General features: G+C 74.8%; 13 protein-coding genes and 1 pseudogene. 7 read left to right on the forward strand and 7 right to left on the reverse strand.

Features of this window, described 5'->3' with window-relative positions; translation table 11 throughout:
• Positions 1-74: 74 nt before the first annotated feature.
• The 5 genes from ACF1BH_RS24255 to ACF1BH_RS24275 form a co-directional block, all read right to left on the reverse strand.
• Positions 75-569 carry a MarR family winged helix-turn-helix transcriptional regulator gene (locus tag ACF1BH_RS24255; RefSeq protein WP_391645504.1) on the reverse strand — a complete coding sequence of 165 codons (495 nt, stop codon included), beginning with the start codon at positions 567-569 and terminating at the stop codon, positions 75-77.
• A gap of 165 nt (positions 570-734) precedes the next feature.
• On the reverse strand, positions 735-1,457 hold the full coding sequence (locus ACF1BH_RS24260) for an SRPBCC family protein (protein WP_391645506.1): 723 nt from the start codon (positions 1,455-1,457) through the stop codon (positions 735-737).
• The gene (locus ACF1BH_RS24265; RefSeq protein WP_391645712.1) at positions 1,457-1,945 is read right to left on the reverse strand and encodes a (2Fe-2S)-binding protein; all 489 of its coding nucleotides are present in this window, start codon (positions 1,943-1,945) and stop codon (positions 1,457-1,459) included. The genes ACF1BH_RS24260 and ACF1BH_RS24265 overlap by 1 nt, the downstream gene beginning before the upstream one ends.
• A 110-nt stretch (positions 1,946-2,055) precedes the next feature.
• Positions 2,056-4,521, reverse strand: a complete 2,466-nt coding sequence (locus tag ACF1BH_RS24270) for a xanthine dehydrogenase family protein molybdopterin-binding subunit (RefSeq protein ID WP_391645508.1) — start codon at positions 4,519-4,521, stop codon at positions 2,056-2,058.
• On the reverse strand, positions 4,518-5,363 hold the full coding sequence (locus ACF1BH_RS24275; RefSeq protein ID WP_391645510.1) for an FAD binding domain-containing protein: 846 nt from the start codon (positions 5,361-5,363) through the stop codon (positions 4,518-4,520). Before ACF1BH_RS24275 ends, ACF1BH_RS24270 begins: the two co-directional genes overlap by 4 nt.
• A 990-nt stretch (positions 5,364-6,353) precedes the next feature.
• Between ACF1BH_RS24275 and ACF1BH_RS24280 the strand changes: the two genes are divergently transcribed.
• Positions 6,354-6,773, forward strand: a complete 420-nt coding sequence (locus ACF1BH_RS24280; RefSeq protein ID WP_391645512.1) for a hypothetical protein — start codon at positions 6,354-6,356, stop codon at positions 6,771-6,773.
• Between the two features lie 9 nt (positions 6,774-6,782).
• Here ACF1BH_RS24280 and ACF1BH_RS24285 read toward each other — a convergent pair whose 3' ends face one another.
• Complete coding sequence (locus tag ACF1BH_RS24285; RefSeq protein ID WP_391645514.1) at positions 6,783-7,949, reverse strand: NAD(P)/FAD-dependent oxidoreductase; 1,167 nt, start codon at positions 7,947-7,949, stop codon at positions 6,783-6,785.
• Positions 7,950-8,383: 434 nt separating this feature from the next.
• On the opposite strand from ACF1BH_RS24285, the gene ACF1BH_RS24290 reads away from it, so the two are divergent.
• The 4 genes from ACF1BH_RS24290 to ACF1BH_RS24305 all read left to right on the forward strand — a co-directional run bounded on the left by ACF1BH_RS24290 (position 8,384) and on the right by ACF1BH_RS24305 (position 16,685).
• On the forward strand, positions 8,384-10,840 hold the full coding sequence (locus ACF1BH_RS24290; protein WP_391645516.1) for an FAD-dependent oxidoreductase: 2,457 nt from the start codon (positions 8,384-8,386) through the stop codon (positions 10,838-10,840).
• A gap of 43 nt (positions 10,841-10,883) precedes the next feature.
• Positions 10,884-12,044, forward strand: a complete 1,161-nt coding sequence (locus ACF1BH_RS24295) for an aromatic ring-hydroxylating dioxygenase subunit alpha (protein ID WP_391645518.1) — start codon at positions 10,884-10,886, stop codon at positions 12,042-12,044.
• Between the two features lie 155 nt (positions 12,045-12,199).
• Positions 12,200-14,722, forward strand: coding sequence for an ATP-dependent Clp protease ATP-binding subunit (locus ACF1BH_RS24300; protein ID WP_391645520.1), 2,523 nt, complete (start codon positions 12,200-12,202; stop codon positions 14,720-14,722).
• A 211-nt stretch (positions 14,723-14,933) separates the two neighbouring features.
• Entirely contained in the window at positions 14,934-16,685 is a 1,752-nt protein-coding gene (locus ACF1BH_RS24305) for an FUSC family protein (protein ID WP_391645522.1), read from the forward strand.
• An 18-nt stretch (positions 16,686-16,703) separates the two neighbouring features.
• Here ACF1BH_RS24305 and ACF1BH_RS24310 read toward each other — a convergent pair.
• Positions 16,704-18,823 (reverse strand): annotated as a pseudogene (locus ACF1BH_RS24310) (FdhF/YdeP family oxidoreductase).
• A 464-nt stretch (positions 18,824-19,287) separates the two neighbouring features.
• On the opposite strand from ACF1BH_RS24310, the gene ACF1BH_RS24315 reads away from it, so the two are divergent.
• Both ACF1BH_RS24315 and ACF1BH_RS24320 read left to right on the forward strand, forming a co-directional pair.
• A complete protein-coding gene (locus ACF1BH_RS24315) occupies positions 19,288-20,268 on the forward strand; it encodes a Dyp-type peroxidase (RefSeq protein WP_391645524.1) in 981 nt (326 codons plus the stop codon).
• Positions 20,269-20,273: 5 nt separating this feature from the next.
• A complete protein-coding gene (locus tag ACF1BH_RS24320) occupies positions 20,274-21,137 on the forward strand; it encodes a family 1 encapsulin nanocompartment shell protein (RefSeq protein ID WP_391645526.1) in 864 nt (287 codons plus the stop codon).
• The last annotated feature ends 7 nt before the right edge of the window (positions 21,138-21,144 follow it).

Raw genomic sequence — 21,144 nt, forward strand, 5'->3', positions numbered from 1 at the left:
GTTGTCCGCCGGATCGCACCTCAATGACACGATTCGGTATCGATGGAGGAATGACCCGCGTCCGGAAGGGCCGATTACCGGGAGGGATCCTGGATCAGGTCCTCCCAGTGGTCGGCCAGGGACGTCAGCAGACGTATCAGCTCGGCGCGCCGCTCGGTGCCGTACGGGGCGAGCAGCCGGTCGTCGAGCCGGTCGAGGTGGCCGCGGGCGGTGCGCAGCGCGCGGTCGCCCTCCTCGGTGAGGTAGAGCAGCTTGCGGCGGCCGTCGGCCGCGGCGGTGTGGCGGACGAGCAGGCCCCGGCTCTCCAGGCGGCGGGCGACGTCCGCCATGGTCGAGGTGTCCAGCGCCACCGCCGTCGCCATCGACCGCTGGTCCCGGCCGGGCGCCGCCCGCACCGCCGTCAACACCGCGAACTGCGGCCCGGTGAGGGTCGGATCGACCTCGCGTGCCCACAGCGCGAGGTACGCCTGGTGGAGCCGGCGCACCTGATAGCCGGGGGCGTCGGTGAGCGCCGGAGGGATCGCGGGCCCGGGCGCGGGTGCGGTGCCCGCAGGGGTCTCGTCAGCCATGGGGTCACTCAATCACGGTGATCGCGAACGGCGTGGGGGTGAGATGTACGGGGCGTGGGGAGGGGCGCGTGCGGCCGGGGTGCGCGCCCCTTGGCCCGGGGGCGTCGGGCGGGGGCCGGGCCCCGCCGCGGGGCGAGCCCTCCGGAGGCGGCTCGCCCCACGCGTTCACCCGCGCCGCGCCGCGGCCAGCTCCCGGCGCAGCTGGCCCAGGCGGGTCAGCAGCCAGCCCTCGAAGACCCCGAAGGCGAAGGCGGCGACCAGCGGGCCGTACCGGGCGGCTCCGGTCGGCGGCGGGGCGGGGGCGGTGGCGACCGGCATGGGGGACTGTGCGGCGGCGGGAGCGCCCGGCACCGTGACCGCGGGGGCGCCCGGCACGGCGGTCGCGGGTCCGCTCGCCACGGCGGTGCCCGCGCCGGCCCCGGCGGCCTCCGCGTCCCCCGCCCGCTCCGCCGCCAGCAACTCGCCCAGATTCGTCGCGAACCGCTGGAGCAGCCGCTGCGAGACGGCATCCAGCGCGCCCTTCCCGAACTGGGCGAGTTTGCCGCTGATCACGAGGTCGGTGGCGACGTCCAGCCGGGCGCCCGCCGGGTCACCGGTCACCGTCAGCACCACCTCCGCCTCGGCGTTGCCGCGGCCGTGCGCATCGGCGCCGCGCGCCTGGAGCCGCAGCCGGCCCTGCCCGGCGTCCGACTCCAGGAACCGCACGGTGCCCCCGTACGCCGCGGCGACCGGGCCGACACGGACCGTCACCCGGCCCCGCCACGCCTCGCCGTCCTGGCCGTCCAAGGTCGCGCCCGGCATACACGACGCCACCCGGTGTACGTCGTTGAGCAGCGCGAACACCGCTTCCGGCGCCGCCGCCACGGGCACGCTGTTGCCGATCCGCATCAGTTCTCCCTCCCTACGGCGCGCCGGGCCGTGGCGCAGTCGTGGATCGCGTCGACGATCGGTTGGTAGCCGGTGCAGCGGCAGAGATTCGCCGCCACCAGCTCGCGGATCTCCGCCCGGTCCGCCTCCGGCCGCTCGGCGAGGAAGCCCTCCGCCAGCATCAGGAACCCGGGGGTGCAGAATCCGCACTGGAGCGCGTGGTGCTCCGCGAATGCCCGCTGCAGATCGCTCAGCTCCCGCCCGTCGGAGAGCGATTCCACGGTCCGGATCGCCGCGCCCTCCGCCTGGACGGCGAAGAGCAGACAGGCCCGCACCGGTCGGCCGTCGAGCAGAACCGTGCAGGCGCCGCAGACGCCGTGCTCGCAGCCGACATGGGTGCCGGTCAGCCCCAGATCGTGGCGGAGCACGTCCACCAGCGTGCGGCGCGGCTCGCACAGCACCTCGTGCGCGGTGCCGTTGACGTCCAGCACCAGCAACTGGCGCTCCAGCGCGGGATCGGTCCCGGCGTCCGCCGGTTCGGTCAGCGGCAGGTCGGGCGGATGGTCGCTCACGGCGGGCTCCTGGGTCGGGTCGGCGGTGGGACGGGAGGCGGCGCGGGTCAGGCGCCGTGCAGGGCGCGATGCACCGCCTCGGGGGTGACGGGCAGCGTGTCCAGTTCGGTGCCGGTGGCGCGCAGCGCGTCGTTGACGGCGTTGAGGACGGCGGCGGGCGCGCCGATCGTGCCGCCCTCACCGACCCCCTTGGCGCCGGTCGCGTTGGAGGCGCACGGCGTCTCCAGGTGGAAGAGGGTGATGTCGGGGATCTCCTGGGCGGTGGGGACCTTGTAGTCGAGGAAGCCGGTCGCCGACGGCTCGCCCCGCTCGTCGTAGGTGATCTGCTCGAACAGCGCGCCCGCGATCCCCTGGGCGATGCCGCCCCGGCACTGCCCCTCGACGACCCGCGGGTTGATCGCCACCCCGCAGTCCTCGACGCAGACGTACCGCAGCAGCGTGATGCCGCCGGTCTCCTCGTCGAGTTCGGCGACGACGCCGTGGGTGGCGTTGGAGAACGTCCCGTCGTGGAACACGTCGAACGACGCCGTCGCGGTCAGCCCCGGCTCCACGTCCTTGGGCAGCAGATGTGCCCGGAAGTGGGCGAGCGCGGCCAGTTCCGGGTAGCCGACGGCCGTCCCCGGGGCGTCGCGGCGGCGCACCGTGCCGCGGTGCAGCTCCGTCTCCTCCCAGGGGACGTCCCACCGCGCCGCCGCCAGCCGCCGCAGCTTCTCACCGAGCCGCTCCGCGGCCAGCCGCACCGCACTGCCGCCGATCGTCACCGACCGGCTGGCGAACGTCCCCCAGCCGTACGGCACCCGGTCCGTGTCGCCCTGATGGAGCTTCACCCGCGCCAGCTCCACCCCGAGCGTGTCGGCGGCGATCTGCGCGAGCGTCGTCTCATGGCTCTGGCCGTGGCTCATCGTGCCGGTGGTGACGCTCACCGCGCCGCCGGGGTCCATCCGCACCTCGGCGAGGTCGTAACCCGGCACCATGTCCATCCGGCGCTGCGCGAACGCGGCGGAACCGTAGCCGGTGCGCTCGTTGAAACAGGCGTAGCCGATGCCCAGCCGCCGCCCGCCGGCCGCCGCCGCGTCCCGCCGCTCGTACCAGCCCTCCTCACGCAGCGTCCGCTCGCACAGATCCAGCGACTCACGGTACGAACCGGGGTCGTACGTGATGCCGTTGACGCCGGTGTACGGGAAGTCGGTGATGAGATTGCGGCGCCGCAGCTCCACCGCGTCGATGCCCAGCTCCCGGGCGGCCCGTTCGAAGAGCCGCTCCATCACCATCACGTACTGCGGGCGGCTCACCCCCCGGTACGGCGCGCTCGGCGCCTTGTTGGTGGTCACGGCCCGGCCGCGCACCCGGTAGGCGGGCACCCGGTAGACACCCGGCAGCTCCGCCGCCGCCATCAGCGGCTCGATCCCGGCGGTGAACGGATAGCAGGAGTAGGCGCCCATGTCGCAGACGATGTCGGCGTCCAGCCCCAGGATCCGGCCGTCGGCGGCGAACGCGGCGCGCACGTCGTAGCGCTGCTCACGGGCGAGGAAGGAGGCGGTCAGCGCGTCCTTGCGGTCCTCGATCCACTTCACCGGGCGGCCGAGCCGCAGCGCCGCCGCGGCCGTCGCGATCTCCTCCCGGCCCACCACGCACTTCAGCCCGAAGCCGCCGCCCATGTCCGGCACCACGACCCGCACCGCCCGCTCGTCAAGACCCAGGCAGTCCGCCGCGACCGTCCGCACCTGGTGCGGCACCTGCGTGCAGGTCCGCAGCACCAGCTGCTCGGCCCGGTCGTCCCAGCAGGCCAGCGCGCCGCGGGTCTCCAGCGGCAGCGCGTTCTGCCGTCCGGTGCGCGCCTCGACGCGCACCACGCGGTGCGCGGCGGCGAAGACGTCGTCGATGCCCTCGGTCGCGAACGGCGCGACGTCCACCAGGGTGTTGCGGGACGCCGCCTCGTGCACCAGCGGCGCCCCCTCGGCCAGCGCCGCCGCCTCGCTCACCACCGGCTCCCGCTCGTCGTACCCGACCCGCGCGGCCTCCAGACCGTCCTCGGCGGCGTACGGGTCCCGGGCGACGACGATCGCCAGCGGCTCTCCGACGTACCGCACTCTGCGCCGCGCCAGCACCGGCATCGCGGTCTCGGCGAACTCCTCGGGCGGCCGGTGCAGCCGGGCGGTGATGTCGCCCAGCCCCAGCTCCGCGGCGTCGAACGCGGCGACCACGCCCGGCACCCGCCGCACCGCGTCCAGGTCGAGGGTGGTGACCTCGCCGTGCGCGACGGCCGACCGGACGAACTGGGCGTGCAGCATCCCCGGTTCGGTCAGGTCGTCGACGAACCGGCCGCGCCCGTTCAGCAGCCGCGGGTCCTCCTTGCGCGCCACCGACCGGCCGACCAGTGGCCCCGGCCCGTCCCCGGGCGGCGCGTCGGGGTGCCCGGCGCCGCCCGGCCGGTGGCCGCCGCCGTCCGGCACCCCGTGCCCGTCGCGCCCGCGGTGTCCGTCGTGCCGCTCCTCGGGTGTCCTCGCCGTCATCGTGCGTCCGCCTCCTCACAGGCCCGCCGCACCAGCGTGCGGATCAACTGCCGCCGGTACGCCGCGCCGCCCCCGGGGCCGTCCTCCGGGAGCACACCGGCCGCCGCCTGCGCGCACTCCGCGAAGGTGCCGCCGTCCGCGAGCACCCGCTCGGCCGCGGCGGCCCGCAGCGGCACCGGCCCGACCCCGCCGAGCGCCACCCGCCCGCCGCGCACCCTCCCGCCGTCCCGGTCCAGCACGACGGCGGCCGACGCGAGCGCGAAGTCCCCGCGCCGCTCGGCGAATTCGGTGACGGTGGCGTACGGAGCCGGGCGCGGGAAGACGATCTCGACGAGGAGTTCGTCCGGCTCCAGGGCGGTGGTGTACGGGCCGAGGAAGAACTCCGCGGCGGCGATGCGGCGCACCCCGCGGGGGCCGAGGACGTGGAGTTCGGCGTCGAGGGCCACCGCGAGCAGACACCACTCGGCCGTCGCGTCGGCGTGTGCGAGGCTGCCGCCGGCCGTGCCCCGGGTGCGGATCGGCAGATGCCCGATCCACCGCATCGTCTCCCGCACCACCGCGAAGCCGGCGCCGAGGACGGAGTCCGGGGCGCGCTCCACCGTGTGATGGGTGGTCAGCGCCCCCACCCGCAGCGCCCCGTCGGCGTCGACGTGGAGGTGGTCGAGGCCGCGCAGCCCCCCGATGTCGACGAGGTGCCGGGGCCGGGCGAGCCGGTAGGCCATCATCGCCACCAGACTCTGTCCCCCGGCGAGCACCTTGGCCTCCTCACCCAACTCGGCGAGGAGCCGGACCGCGCCGTCGGCGTCACGGGCCCGGTGGTAGCGGAACGCGGCGGGTTTCATGACTCTCCTGTTCGGACGGCCCGGCCCGCCGGCGGCGGAGCGGGCCGGTGCGGAGGGGGTGTGCGTACGGGGCGGATGACGCGGGGCCGGGCCGCGCGGGACCCGGGAACGGCGGGCTGCTGTCTGCGGAAACGCGCTGATCAGTGGTGACACCCGGGGGAAATCCGGGGCCACCGACCGAGTTAATCCGAACACGTACGATCGGCCGCTGGCAAGGGGGCACCCCGTCGCGTTCCCCTGACGGATCGCGTGCCCGGTCGCTGCGCGGGCCCGCTGCGCGGGTCCGCTGCGCGGGTCCGCTGCGCGGTGCCGGTCCGCTGTGCGGTGCGGGTGTGTTGCCTGCGGCCCGCCTGTCGCTCTGCCGCTGGGCGGCGCCCGTCGGTGCGGTCCGTTGCTTGCTGTTCCTTTGTTGCGCCTGCGGCGGGCGTGGTCGCTGCGCGAGGCTTTTCGGCTGCGGTGCCGGACCTCCGGACTTCGTCCTGCGGTCCGGCCCCTTCCGTGTGTGGTGGGGAAAGACGGTGGGGGCTGGGGTGGTGGGGTAGGCGCGCCTGAGTGGGTGGGGTCGCTCGAACGGTCTGTGGTGGAGTGCGGAGGGGGTGGCGCGCCCGTCGGCCCCTTGCTTGTAGGGAAAGTGACGACGGTGGCGAACCCCCACCGGCCCTCACCACCCACCCACGGGAGGGGTCCCTCCGGAGGACGGAGTCCGCAGGAGGGGCCCCGCTCCCGAACAACCCACGCCCGCCGCAGGCGCAACGGCGCCAAGCCATCACGGCGGGCAAGCCGAAGAACTACGCGGCCCGCCGCAGGCGCAACGGCGCCAAGCCATCACGGCGGGCAAGCCGAAGAACTACGCAGCCCGCCGCAGGCGCAACGGCGCCGAAGCCCTGCGGCGGGCAAGCCGAAGAACTACGCGGCCCGCCGAAGGCGACCGGCCCGCCGCAGGCGCCCCGTACGCTGGGAGTCCGAACCGTTCAACCATGAGGGGGAGTTGTGGATCCGGAGATCGCGGCGCTGGCGAGCAGCGCGGGAACGGCACTGGTCGGGGCGCTGGCCACCGACGCCTGGCACGGCGTACGCGACCGCGTCCTGGCGCTGTGGCAGCGCACCCGCCCCGAGCGGGCACCGGGCATCGCCGGTGACCTCGACGACACCCGCGAGGAGTTGCTCGCCGCGCCGGAGGGGCCGGGCCGGGACGCCGTCGCCGCGGACAGCGGCACGGAATGGCAGTCGCGCCTGCGCCGCCTGCTCACCGCCCACCCCGAACTCGCCGGCGAACTCCGCGCCCTCGTCGCCGACCTCACCCCGCCCGAGGCGCCCGCCCCGGCCGTCACCCAGCACGCCACCGCCTCCGGCAACGCCCGGGTGTACCAGGCGGGCCGGGACATGCGGATCGGTGGCGCCGACGCCTGACCGCTCGCCTCACCCCACCGTCTCCGCCGCCCGCCCCAGTTCCCGCCGCAGCCGGGCGAACGGCCGGGGGCGGTTGAGGGCGAGGGCGGCGGTGGGGCGGCCGTCGCGTTCGTAGACGGCGAGGAAGGAACGGTCGTCGGGGGAGCCCTCGACGATACGCGGCAGGTCCCCGGGGGCCCGGCGGCCGGCGAACTGGAGGCGGACACCGTACTGTTCCGACCAGAAGTACGGCAGCGACCGGCAGGTGGCGACGGTGCGGCCCGCGAGGAGGTTGCGGGCGCAGAGCGCCGCCTGTTCGGTGGCGGCGGTCCAGTGCTCACTGCGCGCGCCCGCCGCCCGCGCCACGTCCCCGGCGGCCACCACCTGCGGCAACGGCGTCACCCCGCCCGCGTCGCAGCACACCCCGTCGTCGAGCGGCAGCCCGCTGTCCGCCAGCCAGCCGGTGCACGGGCGCACCCCGACGGCGACGACGACCACCTCGGCGGGGAGCAGCCGCCCGTCGGCCAGCACGACACCGGTGACGGCGTCCGCCGCACCGTCCGCCCGCAGCTCCGCCACCCCCGTGCCGGTCAGCAGCCGCACCCCGTGGTCGGCGTGGAGCGCGGCGCAGACCTCCGCCATCGCCTCGCCCACCTGCGGTACGAGGGGGAGCGGCGCGGCCTCCACCACCGTCACGTCATGGCCGAGCGCGGCGCACGAGGAGGCGGTCTCCGCGCCGAGGAACCCGCCGCCGATCACCACCACCCGCACCGGCCCGGCGGTCAGCGCGGCGCGCAGCGCCCGCGCCTCGCCGAGGGTGCGCAGGGTGTGTACCCCGCCGGGTACCGGTCCGGGCAGGGTGCGGGGCGTGGCGCCGGTGGCGAGGACGACGCCGTCGGTGCGGATCTCCTCGCCGGTGGCGAGCGCCACCGACCGGGCCCGCGGGTCGAGGCGGACGGCCCGGACGCCCGTCCGCAGCGTCAGGTCGAGGGCGGTGGTCTCCTCGTCGTCGGCGAGCGCGAGGGCGGCGGCGTCCGCCGCGCCGGTCAGGAACGCCTTCGACAACGGCGGCCGGTCGTACGGCCGGTGGCTCTCCTCGCCGACCAGGATCAGCCGGCCGGTGTACCCCTCGGCGCGCAGCGCACGGGCGGCGCCGAGCCCCGCCAGTGACGCGCCGATGACCGTGACGGTGTGCATGGGGCGTCCTCCTCAAAGCCGTGTGACCAGGGGCTCACCTGCGGCGACGCGAGGTCCCGCGCAGCTGGGGCCGTGGTGGCGGCGGTTGTGTGACGGCCGGTCGCGCCGGTGCGGACGTGCGGACGCCGCGCCGCCCGGCACTCGGGCGGCGTTTCGCGATGCGCACGACGGAGCGTTCTGCGCAACAGAATCCCGGCGTGGCGCGGGCCCGTCAAGCGGTTCCCCGGGTTCCTTCGAGGGCCCTTCGGCGATTCCCGGCCGCGCCCTCCGCGCCCCTTGACGGTGCCGGTCCGGCGTTCCCACTATGTCTCTCATCGCGCAACCGATAGTGCAGTGCGCAACACCACGGGTCGCTTCCGCCCCGCGTTCTCCGTCCGTCCCCGCCGCCTCGGCGTGCCTCGGCACCGTCCGCCCCGACCTCCCCAAGGAGGGACATGCCTTCCGCATCCCCGACCGACGCCCGCGTGGTCGTCATCGGCGCCGGCATCGTCGGCTGCTCACTCGCCGACGAACTCACCGCCCGCGGCTGGCGCGACGTCACCGTCCTGGAACAGGGCCCCCTCCCGGCCCCCGGCGGTTCCACCTCGCACGCCCCCGGGCTGGTCTTCGCCACCGGCCCCTCCCGGACCCTGACCCGCTTCGCCGCCTACACCATCGAGAAGTTCACCGCGCTGGAGGCCGACGGCGCGCCCTGCTTCACCGCCGTCGGCGGGCTGGAGGTCGCCACCACCGAGGAGCGCTGGGCCGACCTCCACCGCAAGGCCCGCCTCGCCGCCTCCTGGGGCATCCGCGGCTCACTGATCACCCCCGAGGAGTGCGCCCGCCACTGGCCGATGCTGGACACCTCGCTGCTGTACGGCGGTTGGTACACCCCCGACGACGGGATCGCCCGCGCGGTGCCCGCCTGCCGTGCACAGCTCGCCCGCGCCACCGCCCGCGGCGCCCGCTTCCTCGACCGGCACACCGTCACCGGCATCGAGCGGAGCGGCGGCCGGGTCACCGCCGTCGTCACCGACCGCGGCACCTTCCCCGCCGACCACGTCGTGACCGCCGCCGGATTCTGGGGCCCGGTGATCGGCGCGATGGCCGGGGTCCGCGTCCCGCTGCTGCCCCTCGCCCACCAGTACGCGACGACCGCGCCGCTCCCCGAACTCGCCGTCGCGGGCGGCGGTCCGCGGGCCGAGGCGGTCCGCCCGCTGCTGCGCTTCCAGGACCGCGACCTCTACTTCCGCGAACACGCGGACCGCCTCGGCATCGGCTCGTACGCCCACCGCCCGATGCCCGTCGACCCGCACACCGTGCCCGCCTTCGACGACGCGCCCGTCATGCCGTCCGCGCTGCCGTTCACCGCGGAGGACTTCGCCCCCAGCTGGCACGACGCCACCGACCTGCTGCCCGCACTCGGCGGAACGAAGGTCGCCGACGGCTTCAACGGTGTCTTCTCCTTCACCCCGGACGGGATGCCGCTCCTCGGCGAGGCGTCCGAACTGCGCGGCTTCTGGCTCGCCGAAGCCGTCTGGGTCACCCACTCCGCGGGCGCCGCCCGCGCCGTCGCCGAGCTGATGACCGACGGCCACTCCACCCTCGACCTGCACGCCTGCGATCCGCACCGCTTCGAGGGCGCCCAGCGCTCACCGGCGTACGCCGCCGCGCGCGGCGCCCGCAGCTTCATCGAGGTCTACGACGTCGTCCATCCCCTCCAGCCGCCCGCGCACCCCCGCCCGCTGCGCGTCAGCCCCTTCCACGACCGCCAGCGCGCGCTCGGCGCCGCCTTCCTGGAGTCGGGCGGCTGGGAGCGCCCCCACTGGTACGAGGCGAACGCCCCGCTGGCGGACGGCCTCGGCCTGCCCCCGCGCGACGCCTGGGCGGCCCGCCACTGGTCACCGGTGATCGTCGCCGAGGCCCGCGCCACCCGCGAACGCGTCGGCCTGTACGACCTGACCCCGCTGCGCCGCCTGGAGGTCGAGGGCCCCGGCGCGCTCGCCTTCCTCCAGTACCTGACGACCAATCAACTCGACCGGAGGCCGGGCACGGTCACGTACACCCTGCTGCTCGACGCGCACGGTGGTATCCGCTCCGACCTCACCGTCACCCGCCTGACCGAGGACCGCTTCCGGATCGGTGCCAACAGCGGCGCCGACCTGGTCTGGCTGCGCCGCCACGCCCCCGACGGCGTCCACGTCCGCGACCTCACCCCCGGCACCTGCGGCATCGGCGTCTGGGGCCCGCTCGCCCGCGACCTCGTCCAGCCGCTGACACAGGACGACTTCTCCCACGCGGGCTTCGGCCGCTTCCGCGCCCGCCGAACCCACCTCGGGCCCGTCCCGGTCCTCGCCCAGCGCGTCTCCTACGTCGGTGAACTCGGCTGGGAGCTGTACACCACCGCCGATCTCGGCCGCTGCCTGTGGGACACGCTGTGGGAGGCGGGCCGCGGTCTCGGCGCCGTCGCCGCGGGCCGCGGCGCCCTGGACAGCCTCCGCCTGGAGAAGGGGTTCCGCGCCTGGGGCCACGACATGACCACCGAACACGACCCCTACGAGGCGGGCCTCGGCTTCGCCGTCCGACCCGCCAAGGGCGACTTCCTCGGCCGCGCCGCCCTCGCCGGACGCGAGGCCACCGTCCGGCGCCGCCTGGTCTGCCTCACCCTCGACGACCCCGCGGCAGCCGTCCTCGGCGGCGAACCGGTGGACGCCGGCGGGGAAACGGTCGGGTACGTCACCTCCGCCGCCCACGGCCCCACCGTCGGCCGCTGCATCGCCCACGCCTGGCTGCCGACCGCCCACGCCGCGCCCGGCACCGCCGTCCACATCGGCTACTTCGGCGAGCGGTACGCCGCGACCGTCGCCGCGGAACCGCTCGTCGCCCCGGAGGCCGCGCGCCCGCGCCGCTGACCGCACCGCCCGCCGTCCCGCCGCACCGCCCGAGGAGACCCGTATGACCACCACCCCCGTCGCCGGCCCGCGGGCGGGTGCGCCCGCGCCGTCCGGTGAGCTGATCGCCACCCTGCCCGGCGCCGCCTACACCGACCCCGCCGTCTTCCGCCGTGAACAGGAGCGGATCTTCGAGCGGCTGTGGTTCTGCGCGGCGCGCGCCGCCGACCTCGCCGGGCCCGGCGCCTTCCGCACCGTCCAGGTCGGACGGGAGAGCGTGCTGCTCACCCGTAACCGGCGCGGTGAGCCCCGCGCCTACCTCAACATCTGCCGCCACCGCGGCGCCCGCCTCTGCACCGAGGAGAGCGGCACCGTCCGCCGCACCCTCCAGTGCCCCTATCACGCCTGGACCTACGACCTCGACGGCCGCCTCACCGCGGCGCCCAACCTGCGGCAGATGCCCGGCATCGACCGCACCGAACGCGGGCTCATAGCCGTCCACCTGCGGGAATGGCTCGGCTATCTCTGGGTCTGCCTCGCCGATGAGCCGCCGTCCTTCGACGCGAGCGTGATCGGCGCCGCCACCGAACGCCTCGGCGACCCCACCGCCCTCGACCGCTACGGCACCGAGGCCCTCGCTCTCGGCCGCCGGATCACCTACGACGTGCACGCCAACTGGAAACTCATCGTCGAGAACTTCATGGAGTGCTACCACTGCGCCACCATCCACCCCGAACTCACCGACGTGCTGCCGGAGTTCGCCGACGGGCTCGCCGCCCAGTACCACGTCGGACACGGCGCCGCCTTCGCCGAGGAGGCCGAGGGGTTCACCGTCGACGGCACCGGCGGCTTCGGACGGCTGCCCGGTATCGACGACACCCAGGACCGCCGCTACTACGCGCTCACCCTCCGCCCGCAGGTCTTCGTCAACCTCGTCCCCGACCACGTCATCGTCCACCGGATGTTCCCGGTCGCCGCCGACCGCACCACCGTCGAGTGCGACTGGCTCTACCGGCCCGAGGTGCTGGCGGGCGGCGCCGACGTCACCCCGTCGGTGGAGCTGTTCCACCGCGTCAACACCCAGGACTTCGACGCCTGCGCACGCACCCAGCCCGCCATGGACTCCCGCGCCTACCGCGACGGCGGCGTCCTCGTCCCCAGCGAACACCACATCGGCGCCTTCCACCGCTGGGTCACCGACGCCCTCGCGGACACCCCCTCCTGACCTGCGACGCGAGGCGGCCCACCGGCCGGTGCGGGCCGGTGGGCCCGGGCGCCGGGGGCGCTCCGTGGCGGGGCGTGCCGCGGCGGGGCCTTCCGTTTGCGGAGCGCCGGGGGCCGCGCTTGAGTGAAACGGACCCCCACGCACCAGGAGCAACCATGTCGATGCCGTTCGGTTCCGCTTTCGGCGCGTCCGACCCGTTCAGCGACTTGTTGAACCGGTTCTTCGGGATGTCCCCGGCGTCCTCGCCGCCCGCCGTCCAACGCGTCCCCATCGGGCGGCTGCTGACCGAGTCGTCCCAGGAGCTGATCAACCTGGCCGCCGGACGGGCGGCCGAGGACGGCACCTCCGACCTCGACACCGAACACCTGCTGTGGGCCGCCACCCAGGTCGAACCGGCCCGCGGCCTCCTCGCCCGCGCCGGCGTCGACCCGGACGGCCTCGGCTCCCGCATCGCCACCGTGCTGCCCCGCGAATCCGGCGAACCCTCCGCCGAACCGGGCCTGACCCCCGCCGCCAAACGCACCCTCGCCGCCGCCTACGACCGCTCCCAGGCCGCGGGCGTCTCCTACATCGGCCCCGAGCACCTCCTCGGCGCCCTCCTCGACACCTCCGGCGCCGGCGCCGAATCCGGCGCCGCGCGGCTGCTGCGCGCCGAGGACCTCGACATCGACAAGGTGCGGCGGCAGGCCGAGGAGGCGGCCCGCGCCGAGGGCACACCCGCCGCCGCCGCACCTCCGGCCACCACCCTCGACGAGTACGGCCGCGACCTCACCGAGGAGGCCAGGGCGGGCAAGCTCGACCCTGTCGTGGGCCGCTCCGACGAGATCGAGCAGACCGTGGAGATCCTCTCCCGGCGCTCCAAGAACAACCCGGTCCTCATCGGCGAGCCCGGCGTCGGCAAGACCGCCATCGTCGAGGGGCTCGCCCAGCGCATCGTGGCCGGTGAGGTCCCGGGGACCCTCAAGGACAAGCGGGTCGTCGCCCTCGACCTGTCCGGCATGGTCGCCGGGGCGCAGTACCGGGGCCAGTTCGAGGAGCGGCTCAAGAAGGTCATCGAGGACGTTCAGCAGGCCGGCGGCGAGATCATCCTTTTCATCGACGAACTCCACACCGTCGTCGGCGCGGGCGCCACCGGCGAGGGCGCCATGGACGCCGGCAACATGCTCAAGCCCGCACTCGCCCGCGGTGAACTGCACGTGGTCGGCGCCACCACCATCGACGAGTACCGCAAACACATCGAGAAGGACGCCGCCCTGGAACGCCGCTTCCAGCCGGTGATGATCCCCGAACCGACCGTCGAGGAGACCGTCCAGATCCTGGAGGGGCTGCGCGACTCCTACGAGGCGCACCACCAGGTCCGGTTCGCCGACGGCGCGCTGACCGCCGCCGCCGAACTCTCCGACCGCTACGTCAGCGACCGCTTCCTGCCCGACAAGGCCATCGACCTGATGGACCAGGCGGGCGCCCGGGTGCGGCTGCGCAGCGCCGGACGCTCCACCGAGGTCGTCAGCCGCGAGGACCGCCTCGCCAAACTGGGCCGTGAGAAGGACCAGGCGGTCGCCGCCGAGGACTTCGACAGGGCGGCCGAGCTGAAACGGCAGATCGCCGAGGCGGAGGGCGAACTCGCCGGGATCGAGGAGCGCCGCGAGGGCGTCGTCTCCGTCACCGCCGCCGACATCGCCGACGTCGTCTCCCGCCGCACCGGCATCCCCGTCGCCCAGCTCACCGCGGGCGAGAAGGAGAAGCTGCTCAAGCTGGAGGACGCGATGCACGAGCGGATCGTCGGCCAGGGCGAGGCCGTCACCGCCGTCTCCGAGGCCGTCCGCCGCAACCGCTCCGGCATGGGTGACCCGCACCGCCCGGTGGGCTCCTTCCTCTTTCTCGGCCCCACCGGCGTCGGCAAGACCGAACTCGCCAAGACCCTCGCCGAACTCCTCTTCGGCGACGAGGACCGGATGATCCGGTTCGACATGAGCGAGTTCCAGGAGAAGCACACCGTCGCCCGGCTCGTCGGGGCGCCGCCCGGCTACGTCGGCTACGAGGAGGCGGGCCAGCTCACCGACCGGGTGCGCCGCCGCCCGTACTGCGTCCTCCTCTTCGACGAGGTGGAGAAGGCGCACCCGGACATCTTCAACACGCTGCTGCAGATCCTCGACGACGGCCGTCTCACCGACGCACAGGGCCGGACCGTCAGCTTCCGCCACTGCGTCGTCATCATGACGTCCAACATCGGCGCCCAGCGGATCATCGCGCACGAGGGCGAGGTGTTCGAGCTGAAGGACGAGCTGATGGAGGACCTGCGGGCCCGCTTCCTGCCCGAATTCCTCAACCGTATCGACGACATCATTCTCTTCCACCGCCTCACCGAGGACGATCTGACGCGGATCGTCGACCACCTCCTCGACCGCAGCCAGCGCCGCGTCCACGCCCAGGACATGACGCTGGAGGTCACCGAGGCGGCGAAGAAACTGCTGGTCGCCCACGGCTACCAGCCGGAGTTCGGCGCCCGTCCGCTGCGCCGCACCATCCAGACCGAGCTGGACAACCGCATCGCCTCCCTCCTCCTCGCCGACGAGGCCGGTCCCGGCGACACGATCGTCGCCGACGTGGGCGACGACGACGCGCTGCACTGCACCGTCCGCAAGGGCGCCGGGAGCACGGCGGACGCGGCGGCCTGACGGGCGCCCTCCCGGCCGCGCCCCGTGCCGCCAGGAGGACACCGCAGGTCAGAGCCGTACGGCCGCTCTTTGACAGGTCCGCGGAATTCCCGGAAGGTGAACGAAGAACGGAATACCGGTACCTGGCCGGGTCATGGCGAAATGCCCGTTCGGTACCGGAAAACGGAGAGATGGACGCACTGCCCCGCCCGCACCACCCCCGTACCGCGTCATGAACCCGGCCGGTGACGACGGCCGCGCGCCCGCCGCGCGTGGCCCGCGGCAGGCGGCGGCCGGAGTGGTGCGGGTGCTCTCGCCGCGCGGGTCGCTGACCCTGCACCCGGTGGACGGGGCGTTCACCTTCGCCCTGCGCGCCGCGCTCGCCATGGCGCTCCCGGCGCTGGTGCTGGCCGCGACCGGCCGCACCGAACAGGCCGTCTACGCCATGCTCGGCGCCTTCACCACCACCTTCGGCCGCAATCTGCCCTACCGGCGGCGCGCCGGTGCCCTGGCGCTGGTCGCCCTCGCCATGACGGCGTGCGTGGGCACCGGCTCGGCGCTCGCCGCCTGGGCGCAGCCCCGGGCCGGCGGCGTCGCCGTGGTGGTCGTCGCGACCGCGCTGGTCGCGGGCGCCGCGAAGTACGCCTGTGACGCCGCGCGGCTGGGCGGGCTCGGCGCGGTGCTGCTGCTCTTCGCGTTCGCCGCGGCGGCCAACGGCACGTCCACCCCCGCCGATGTCCTGCCGCACACCGCGCTCGCCGCCGCGGGCGCCGCGCTCGCCTGGGCGTTGGCGATGGCGGGCCGCCTCGTCCACCCCGACCGCCCGCAGCGTCTCGCGGTGGCCGCCGCGCTCCGCGCGCTCGCCGCGCTCTGGGACACCCCGGGCGCGGACCACGACGGCCGGCGGCGCCACCGGGCGACCGCCGCCGTACTCCGCGCCCACCACGCCCTCGGCCTGCTGCCGCGCGCGGCGGGCGGCGAGCGGCACGGCGGGGTGTGCGTCCGGCTGACCGATCTGTCCTGGTCGCTGCTGATCGGCTCCGCGACCCGGCCGCCGGACGATCCGGCGGCCCTCGCCCGGCAGCTGCGGGACCAGGCCCGGGCCCTGGCGGACCGGCGCCGCCGCGTCCCGCCGCTGCTGCTGGACCCGGCCTCCTGGACGGCCGGTACCCCAACCGGCCGGGGCGCCGGGGCGCGGACGCTGCCCGCCGCGCCGACCGGTGCCGGATTCCGCGCCGCCGAACTCGTCGCGGGCCGCCACCCGGGCGGCCCCGGCCACCGCTCCGTGCTGCTCGTCCCGGCGCTGCGGATGGCCCTCGGCACCGCTCTCGCGGGCGGCGCCGCGTCGGCGCTGGGCCTCGGGCACGGCTACTGGGCCGCGGTGTCGGCCGCCGCGGTGCTGCACTCCATCAACGTCCGCACCGCGACCCAGCGGGCGGTGCAGCGGACCCTGGGCACCGCCGCGGGGCTGGTGCTCGCCCTGGCGATCCTCGCCCTGGCGCCGGGCCCCGGCGTGCTGGTCGCGGTGATCGTGGTGCTGGAGTTCCTGCTGGAGTACGTCGTGCCGCGCAACTACGGCCTCGGTGTGGTCTTCCTGACGCCGCTGGCGCTGCTGATGACCGATCTGACCGCGCCGGAGGCGGCCGGCACGCTCGTCGCGGACCGGGCGCTCGCCAGCGTCCTGGGCATCGTCGTCGGGCTGCTCTGCGGTCTGCTGGTGGTCCACGACCGGGCCGTGGTGCGGGTGGAGCGGGCGCTGGCCGCGTGCACGGCGGCCGCCGCACAGGCCGAGCGGGCGCTCGACGGCGACCGGACGGCGGCGTTCGGGGGCGCCCAGGCGCGGCTGGCGGTGGCGGTGGTCGAACTGCGGGAGGCGGACGACGCCGCGGCGGGCGAGGTGTGGCGGGCGGAGATCGACCCTGCCGAACTCGCCGCCGCGGAGGCCCGCGCCCACCGCCTTCTGGAGCGCTTCGCCCGCGGCTGAGCCGGCCGGTCCCGCCGCTCACGCCGCCGGGGCGACGGTGACCTTCACATGCTTCATCAGCGGCTGAGCGCTCTGCACGCTGTAGTCGCAGAGCGCGATCAGCACATTCATCTCCGGCATGTACCCGGCCGCGCAGCCCCGGGGGAGGTCGTACGGGACGGCGAGATAGCCGTGCAGCGCGCGGGTGGTGCCGTCCTTCGCGGTGGCGGTGATGTCGACGGGGTCGAACGGCGCGAGACCGCGCTCCCGCATGTCGTCGTGGCTCATGAAGATGAGCGTGCGCAGATTGCGGATGCCGCGGTAGCGGTCGTTGTCCGAGTACAGGGTGGTGTTCCACTGGTCGTGGGAGCGGAGCGTGCCCAGCGCCAGCGTGCCGGGCGCCGGGACCACGTCGGGCAGCGGTGCCGCGGAGAACTCCGCCGCCCCCGAGGGGGTACGGAACACCAGCTCCCGCGCGGGCTGCTTGATCCGGAAGCCCAGCGGCAGCCGCACCCGCCGGTTGAAGTCCTCGAAACCGTCCAGGACCTGCGCCATCGTGTCGCGGATCCGGTCGTAGTCCTCGACGTACCACTCCCAGGGCGTGGCGCTGTCCGGCAGCGCCGCGCGGGCCAGTCCGGCGATGACGGCGGGCTCGGACAGCAGCTGCGGCGACGCGGGCCGCTTCATGCCGACGGAGAGATGGACCATGCTCATCGAGTCCTCGACCGACGTGCTCTGCACCCCGCCGCGCTGCCGGTCCCTCTCGGTCCGGCCCAGACACGGCAGGATCAGCGCCTCCTTCCCGTGGACGAGATGACTGCGGTTCAGCTTGGTGCTGACCTGCACCGTCAGCGCACAGTTGCGCAGCGCCGCGAAGGTGTACGGGGTGTCGGGCGCCGCCATGGCGAAGTTGCCGCCCATCCCGACGAAGACCCGCACCTCGCCGCGGTGCATCGCCTCGACGGTGGCGACGGTGTCCAGCCCCGCCTCCCGCGGCGGTTCGATACCGCACACCTCCGCCAGCCGGTCGAGGAACGCCCCGTCCGGCCGGTGGTCGATACCGCAGGTGCGGTTGCCCTGGACGTTGCTGTGCCCGCGGACGGGGGAGGGACCCGCGCCCTCGCGGCCCAGATTGCCGCGGAGCAGCAGCACGTTGACGATCTCCCGGACGGTGTCGACGCCGTGCTCGTGCTGGCTGATGCCCAGGCACCAGCTGATGATCGAGCGGTCGGCGTCGCCGTAGATCCGCGCCGCCTTGAGGATGTCGGCGCGGCCGATGCCCGACTGCCGCTCGATCTCCTCCCACGGCGTGGCCTCGCACACCGCCCGGTACGCGGCGAAGCCGGTGGTGTGCCGGTCGATGAACTCCTGGTCGAGCGCCTTGGGATCGGTCCGCGCCTGCTCCAGGACTGCCTTGGCGATACCGCGCAGCAGCGCCATGTCGCCGCCGATGCGCACCTGGAGGTTGAGCGTGCCGGTCCGGGTCGCCTTGAAGAGCGCCATGTCGGTGAAGTCGTGCGGCACGATCGTGCGGGTGGCGGCCGCCTCGATCATCGGGTTGACGTGCACGATCTGCGCGCCCCGGCGAGCGCGGTGAGCATCCGGGGCGCGTTGGAGGCGGCGTTGACGCCCATCACGAACAGCGCGTCGGTGGCCTCCCAGTCCTTGAGGCCGACGGTGCCCTTGCCGGTGCCGAGTGACGCCGTCAGGGCCCGCCCGCTCGCCTCGTGGCACATGTTGGAGCAGTCCGGCAGATTGTTGGTGCCCAGCTCCCGGGCCATCAGCTGGTAGAGGAAGGTCGCCTCGTTCCCCAGCCGCCCGGAGGTGTAGTACGACGCCCGGTCCGGGCTGTCGAGCCCGCGCACCACCCGGCCGAACAGCGCGAAAGCGTCCTTCCAGCTGATCGGCACGTAGTGGTCGGTGTCCGGGTCGTAGACCATCGGCTCGGTCAGCCTGCCCTGGTCCTCCAGCGCGAAGTCGCTCCATCCGGACAGCTCGGTCACCGTGTGCGCGGCGAAGAACTCCCGCCCCACCCGCTTACGGGTCATCTCCCAGGTGACGTGTTTGATGCCGTTCTCGCAGATGTCCAGGTGCAGGCCCTTGGTGTCGTCCGGCCAGGCGCATCCGGGGCAGTCGAAGCCGCTGTTCTCGTGGTTCATCCGCAGGATCGCCCGTGGCCCGTCCACCCACTGCTTCTCCCGGGCCAGGATCCGGCCCACGCTCTTCGCGGCACCCCAGCCGGCGGCGGCGTGGTGGTAGGGCCGGGCCGACGGTTCGCCCTCGGGGACGGGCCCCACCCGGTGTGTCGGCTGTTCCCGTTCCTCGGAGGTGCTCACCGCGTCCACCCTTTGCGTCGTCCGGGCACGGCCCGCAGCGGGCCTTTCCGGCCAGGCCAGGCGGGGTGGCGGGGGCGGGCGCGGCGGGCGGGACGCGGTCCGCGCCCCGTGAGCCGGGTGCGCGGGGCCCGGTGTGTCCGGGCCGGTCCGGCGCGTCGCCCGACTGCACGCCGCGCCGGGCACGGATACGCTGACCCCGTTCCGCGTGTTCTGCCCGCTTTGGAATGATTGGCCCGTCGGAGGGTCCGCCGTCCCCGCCATCCGCTCGTCCCCCCGCCGGGAGCCCCATGGTCACCTCGCAGTCCGTCGTCACGCCGCCCGCCCGCGCCGCCGTGTTCCTCGTGGCGACCCTCGCCCCCGGCGGCGAGGCGGCCGTCCGGGACGGGCTCAAGGGCCTGGCGGGGCTGGTCCGCTCGGTCGCATTCCGGGCCCCCGAAGCCGCCCTGACCTGTGTCACCGGGATCAGCTCGGCCGGCTGGGACCGCCTCTTCGGCGGTCCGCGCCCCCGCGGTCTGCACCCCTTCCGCCCGCTGCGCGGTCCCCGCCACCACGCCCCGGCCACCCCCGGCGACCTCCTCTTCCACCTCCGGGCCGCCCGCCCGGACCTCTGCTTCGAACTGGCCCGGCTGCTCACCGACCACCTCGCCGCCGCCGTCACCGTCGTCGACGAGGTCCACGGCTTCCGCTACTTCGACGCCCGCGACCTCCTCGGCTTCGTCGACGGCAGCGAGAACCCCACGGACCGGGCGGCCGACGACGCCGTGTACACCGGCGACGAGGACCCGCCGTTCCGCGGCGGCAGCTATGTGATCGTGCAGAAGTACCTCCACGACATGGCCGCCTGGCAGGCGCTCACCGTCGAGGAGCAGGAGCGCGTCATCGGCCGCACCAAGACGGCCAACGTCGAGCTGGACGACGCCGTCAAACCCGCCGACTCGCATGTCGCGCTGACCACGGTCACCGACGCCGACGGCACCGAACGGAAGATCGTCCGGGAGAACATGCCGTTCGGCCGGGTCGGGCAGGGCGAGTTCGGCACCTACTTCATCGGCTACGCCCGCACCCCCGAGGTCACCGAGCAGATGCTCGACCAGATGTTCCTCGGCGACCCGCCCGGCACCACCGACCGGATCCTCGACTTCTCCCGCGCCGTCACCGGCGGCCTGTTCTACGTGCCCACCGCCGACTTCCTCGACGACCCGCCCGCGCCACCGACCGGCGCCGCCCCGGGCGGCTCCCTCGGCATCGGCAGCCTGAAAGGAGCTTGAGCGCCATGACCGCCACCACCGCCACGACCGCCACCACCGCCGGGACGGCGCCGTGCGGCATCGACAACCTGCACCGCGAACTCGCCCCGATCACCCCGCGGGCCTGGGCGGAGATCGAGGAGGAGGCCCGCCGTACCTTCCGCCGCCATGTCGCCGGGCGCCGCGTCGTCGACGTCCCCGACGCGGGCGGACCGGAACTCTCCGCCGTCGGCACCGGCCACACCGCCGGCATCGAACCGCCCGTCCCCGGCGTCACCGCCCGGCTGCGCGAGGCCCGGCCCCTCGTCGAACTGCGCAGCTCCTTCACCGTCACCCGGGCCGCCGTCGACGACGTCGAACGCGGCTCCCAGGACTCCGACTGGCAGCCGGTGAAGGACGCCGCCCGCGCCCTGGCCCTCGCCGAGGACCACGCCGTCTTCGACGGCTACCCCGCCGCCGGGGTGGAGGGGCTGCGCGCCCGCAGCTCCAACCCCGTCCTGCGGCTGCCCGCCGAGGCCCGCGACTACCCCGACGCGGTCAGCGGCGCCCTCACCGCGCTGCGGCTGGCCGGGGTCGACGGCCCGTACGCGCTGCTGCTCGGCGCCGATGCGTACACGGCGGTCAGCGAGACCTCCGACCACGGCTACCCGATCGCCGCCCACCTCGCCCGGATCCTGGACGGCAAGCCGATCTGGGCGCCCGCCGTCAACGGCGCGTTCGTCCTCTCCGTCCGCGGCGGCGACTTCGCCCTCCGCCTCGGCCGGGACGTCGCCATCGGCTACACCGCCCACGACGCCCACGGCATCGAGCTGTACCTGGAGGAGACGCTGACCTTCCTCACCTACACCGACGAGGCGGTCGTCGTCCTGGAGGCGCCGGACGGGCCCTAGACCACGC

The sequence above is a fragment of the Streptomyces sp. NPDC014733 genome, from assembly GCF_043083385.1.
Taxonomy (GTDB): domain Bacteria; phylum Actinomycetota; class Actinomycetes; order Streptomycetales; family Streptomycetaceae; genus Streptomyces.

Excerpts from the sequence above, each read along its gene's own strand:
- ACF1BH_RS24320 (WP_391645526.1), top strand. The coding sequence starts at position 20,274 with ATGACCGCCACCACCGCCACGACCGCCACCACCGCCGGGACGGCGCCG.
- ACF1BH_RS24270 (WP_391645508.1), bottom strand. The coding sequence starts at position 4,521 with ATGACGGCGAGGACACCCGAGGAGCGGCACGACGGACACCGCGGGCGC.
- ACF1BH_RS24300 (WP_391645520.1), top strand. The coding sequence starts at position 12,200 with ATGTCGATGCCGTTCGGTTCCGCTTTCGGCGCGTCCGACCCGTTCAGC.
- ACF1BH_RS24285 (WP_391645514.1), bottom strand. The coding sequence starts at position 7,949 with ATGCACACCGTCACGGTCATCGGCGCGTCACTGGCGGGGCTCGGCGCC.
- ACF1BH_RS24290 (WP_391645516.1), top strand. The coding sequence starts at position 8,384 with ATGCCTTCCGCATCCCCGACCGACGCCCGCGTGGTCGTCATCGGCGCC.
- ACF1BH_RS24305 (WP_391645522.1), top strand. The coding sequence starts at position 14,934 with ATGAACCCGGCCGGTGACGACGGCCGCGCGCCCGCCGCGCGTGGCCCG.
- ACF1BH_RS24295 (WP_391645518.1), top strand. The coding sequence starts at position 10,884 with ATGACCACCACCCCCGTCGCCGGCCCGCGGGCGGGTGCGCCCGCGCCG.
- ACF1BH_RS24315 (WP_391645524.1), top strand. The coding sequence starts at position 19,288 with ATGGTCACCTCGCAGTCCGTCGTCACGCCGCCCGCCCGCGCCGCCGTG.
- ACF1BH_RS24255 (WP_391645504.1), bottom strand. The coding sequence starts at position 569 with ATGGCTGACGAGACCCCTGCGGGCACCGCACCCGCGCCCGGGCCCGCG.
- ACF1BH_RS24260 (WP_391645506.1), bottom strand. The coding sequence starts at position 1,457 with ATGCGGATCGGCAACAGCGTGCCCGTGGCGGCGGCGCCGGAAGCGGTG.
- ACF1BH_RS24275 (WP_391645510.1), bottom strand. The coding sequence starts at position 5,363 with ATGAAACCCGCCGCGTTCCGCTACCACCGGGCCCGTGACGCCGACGGC.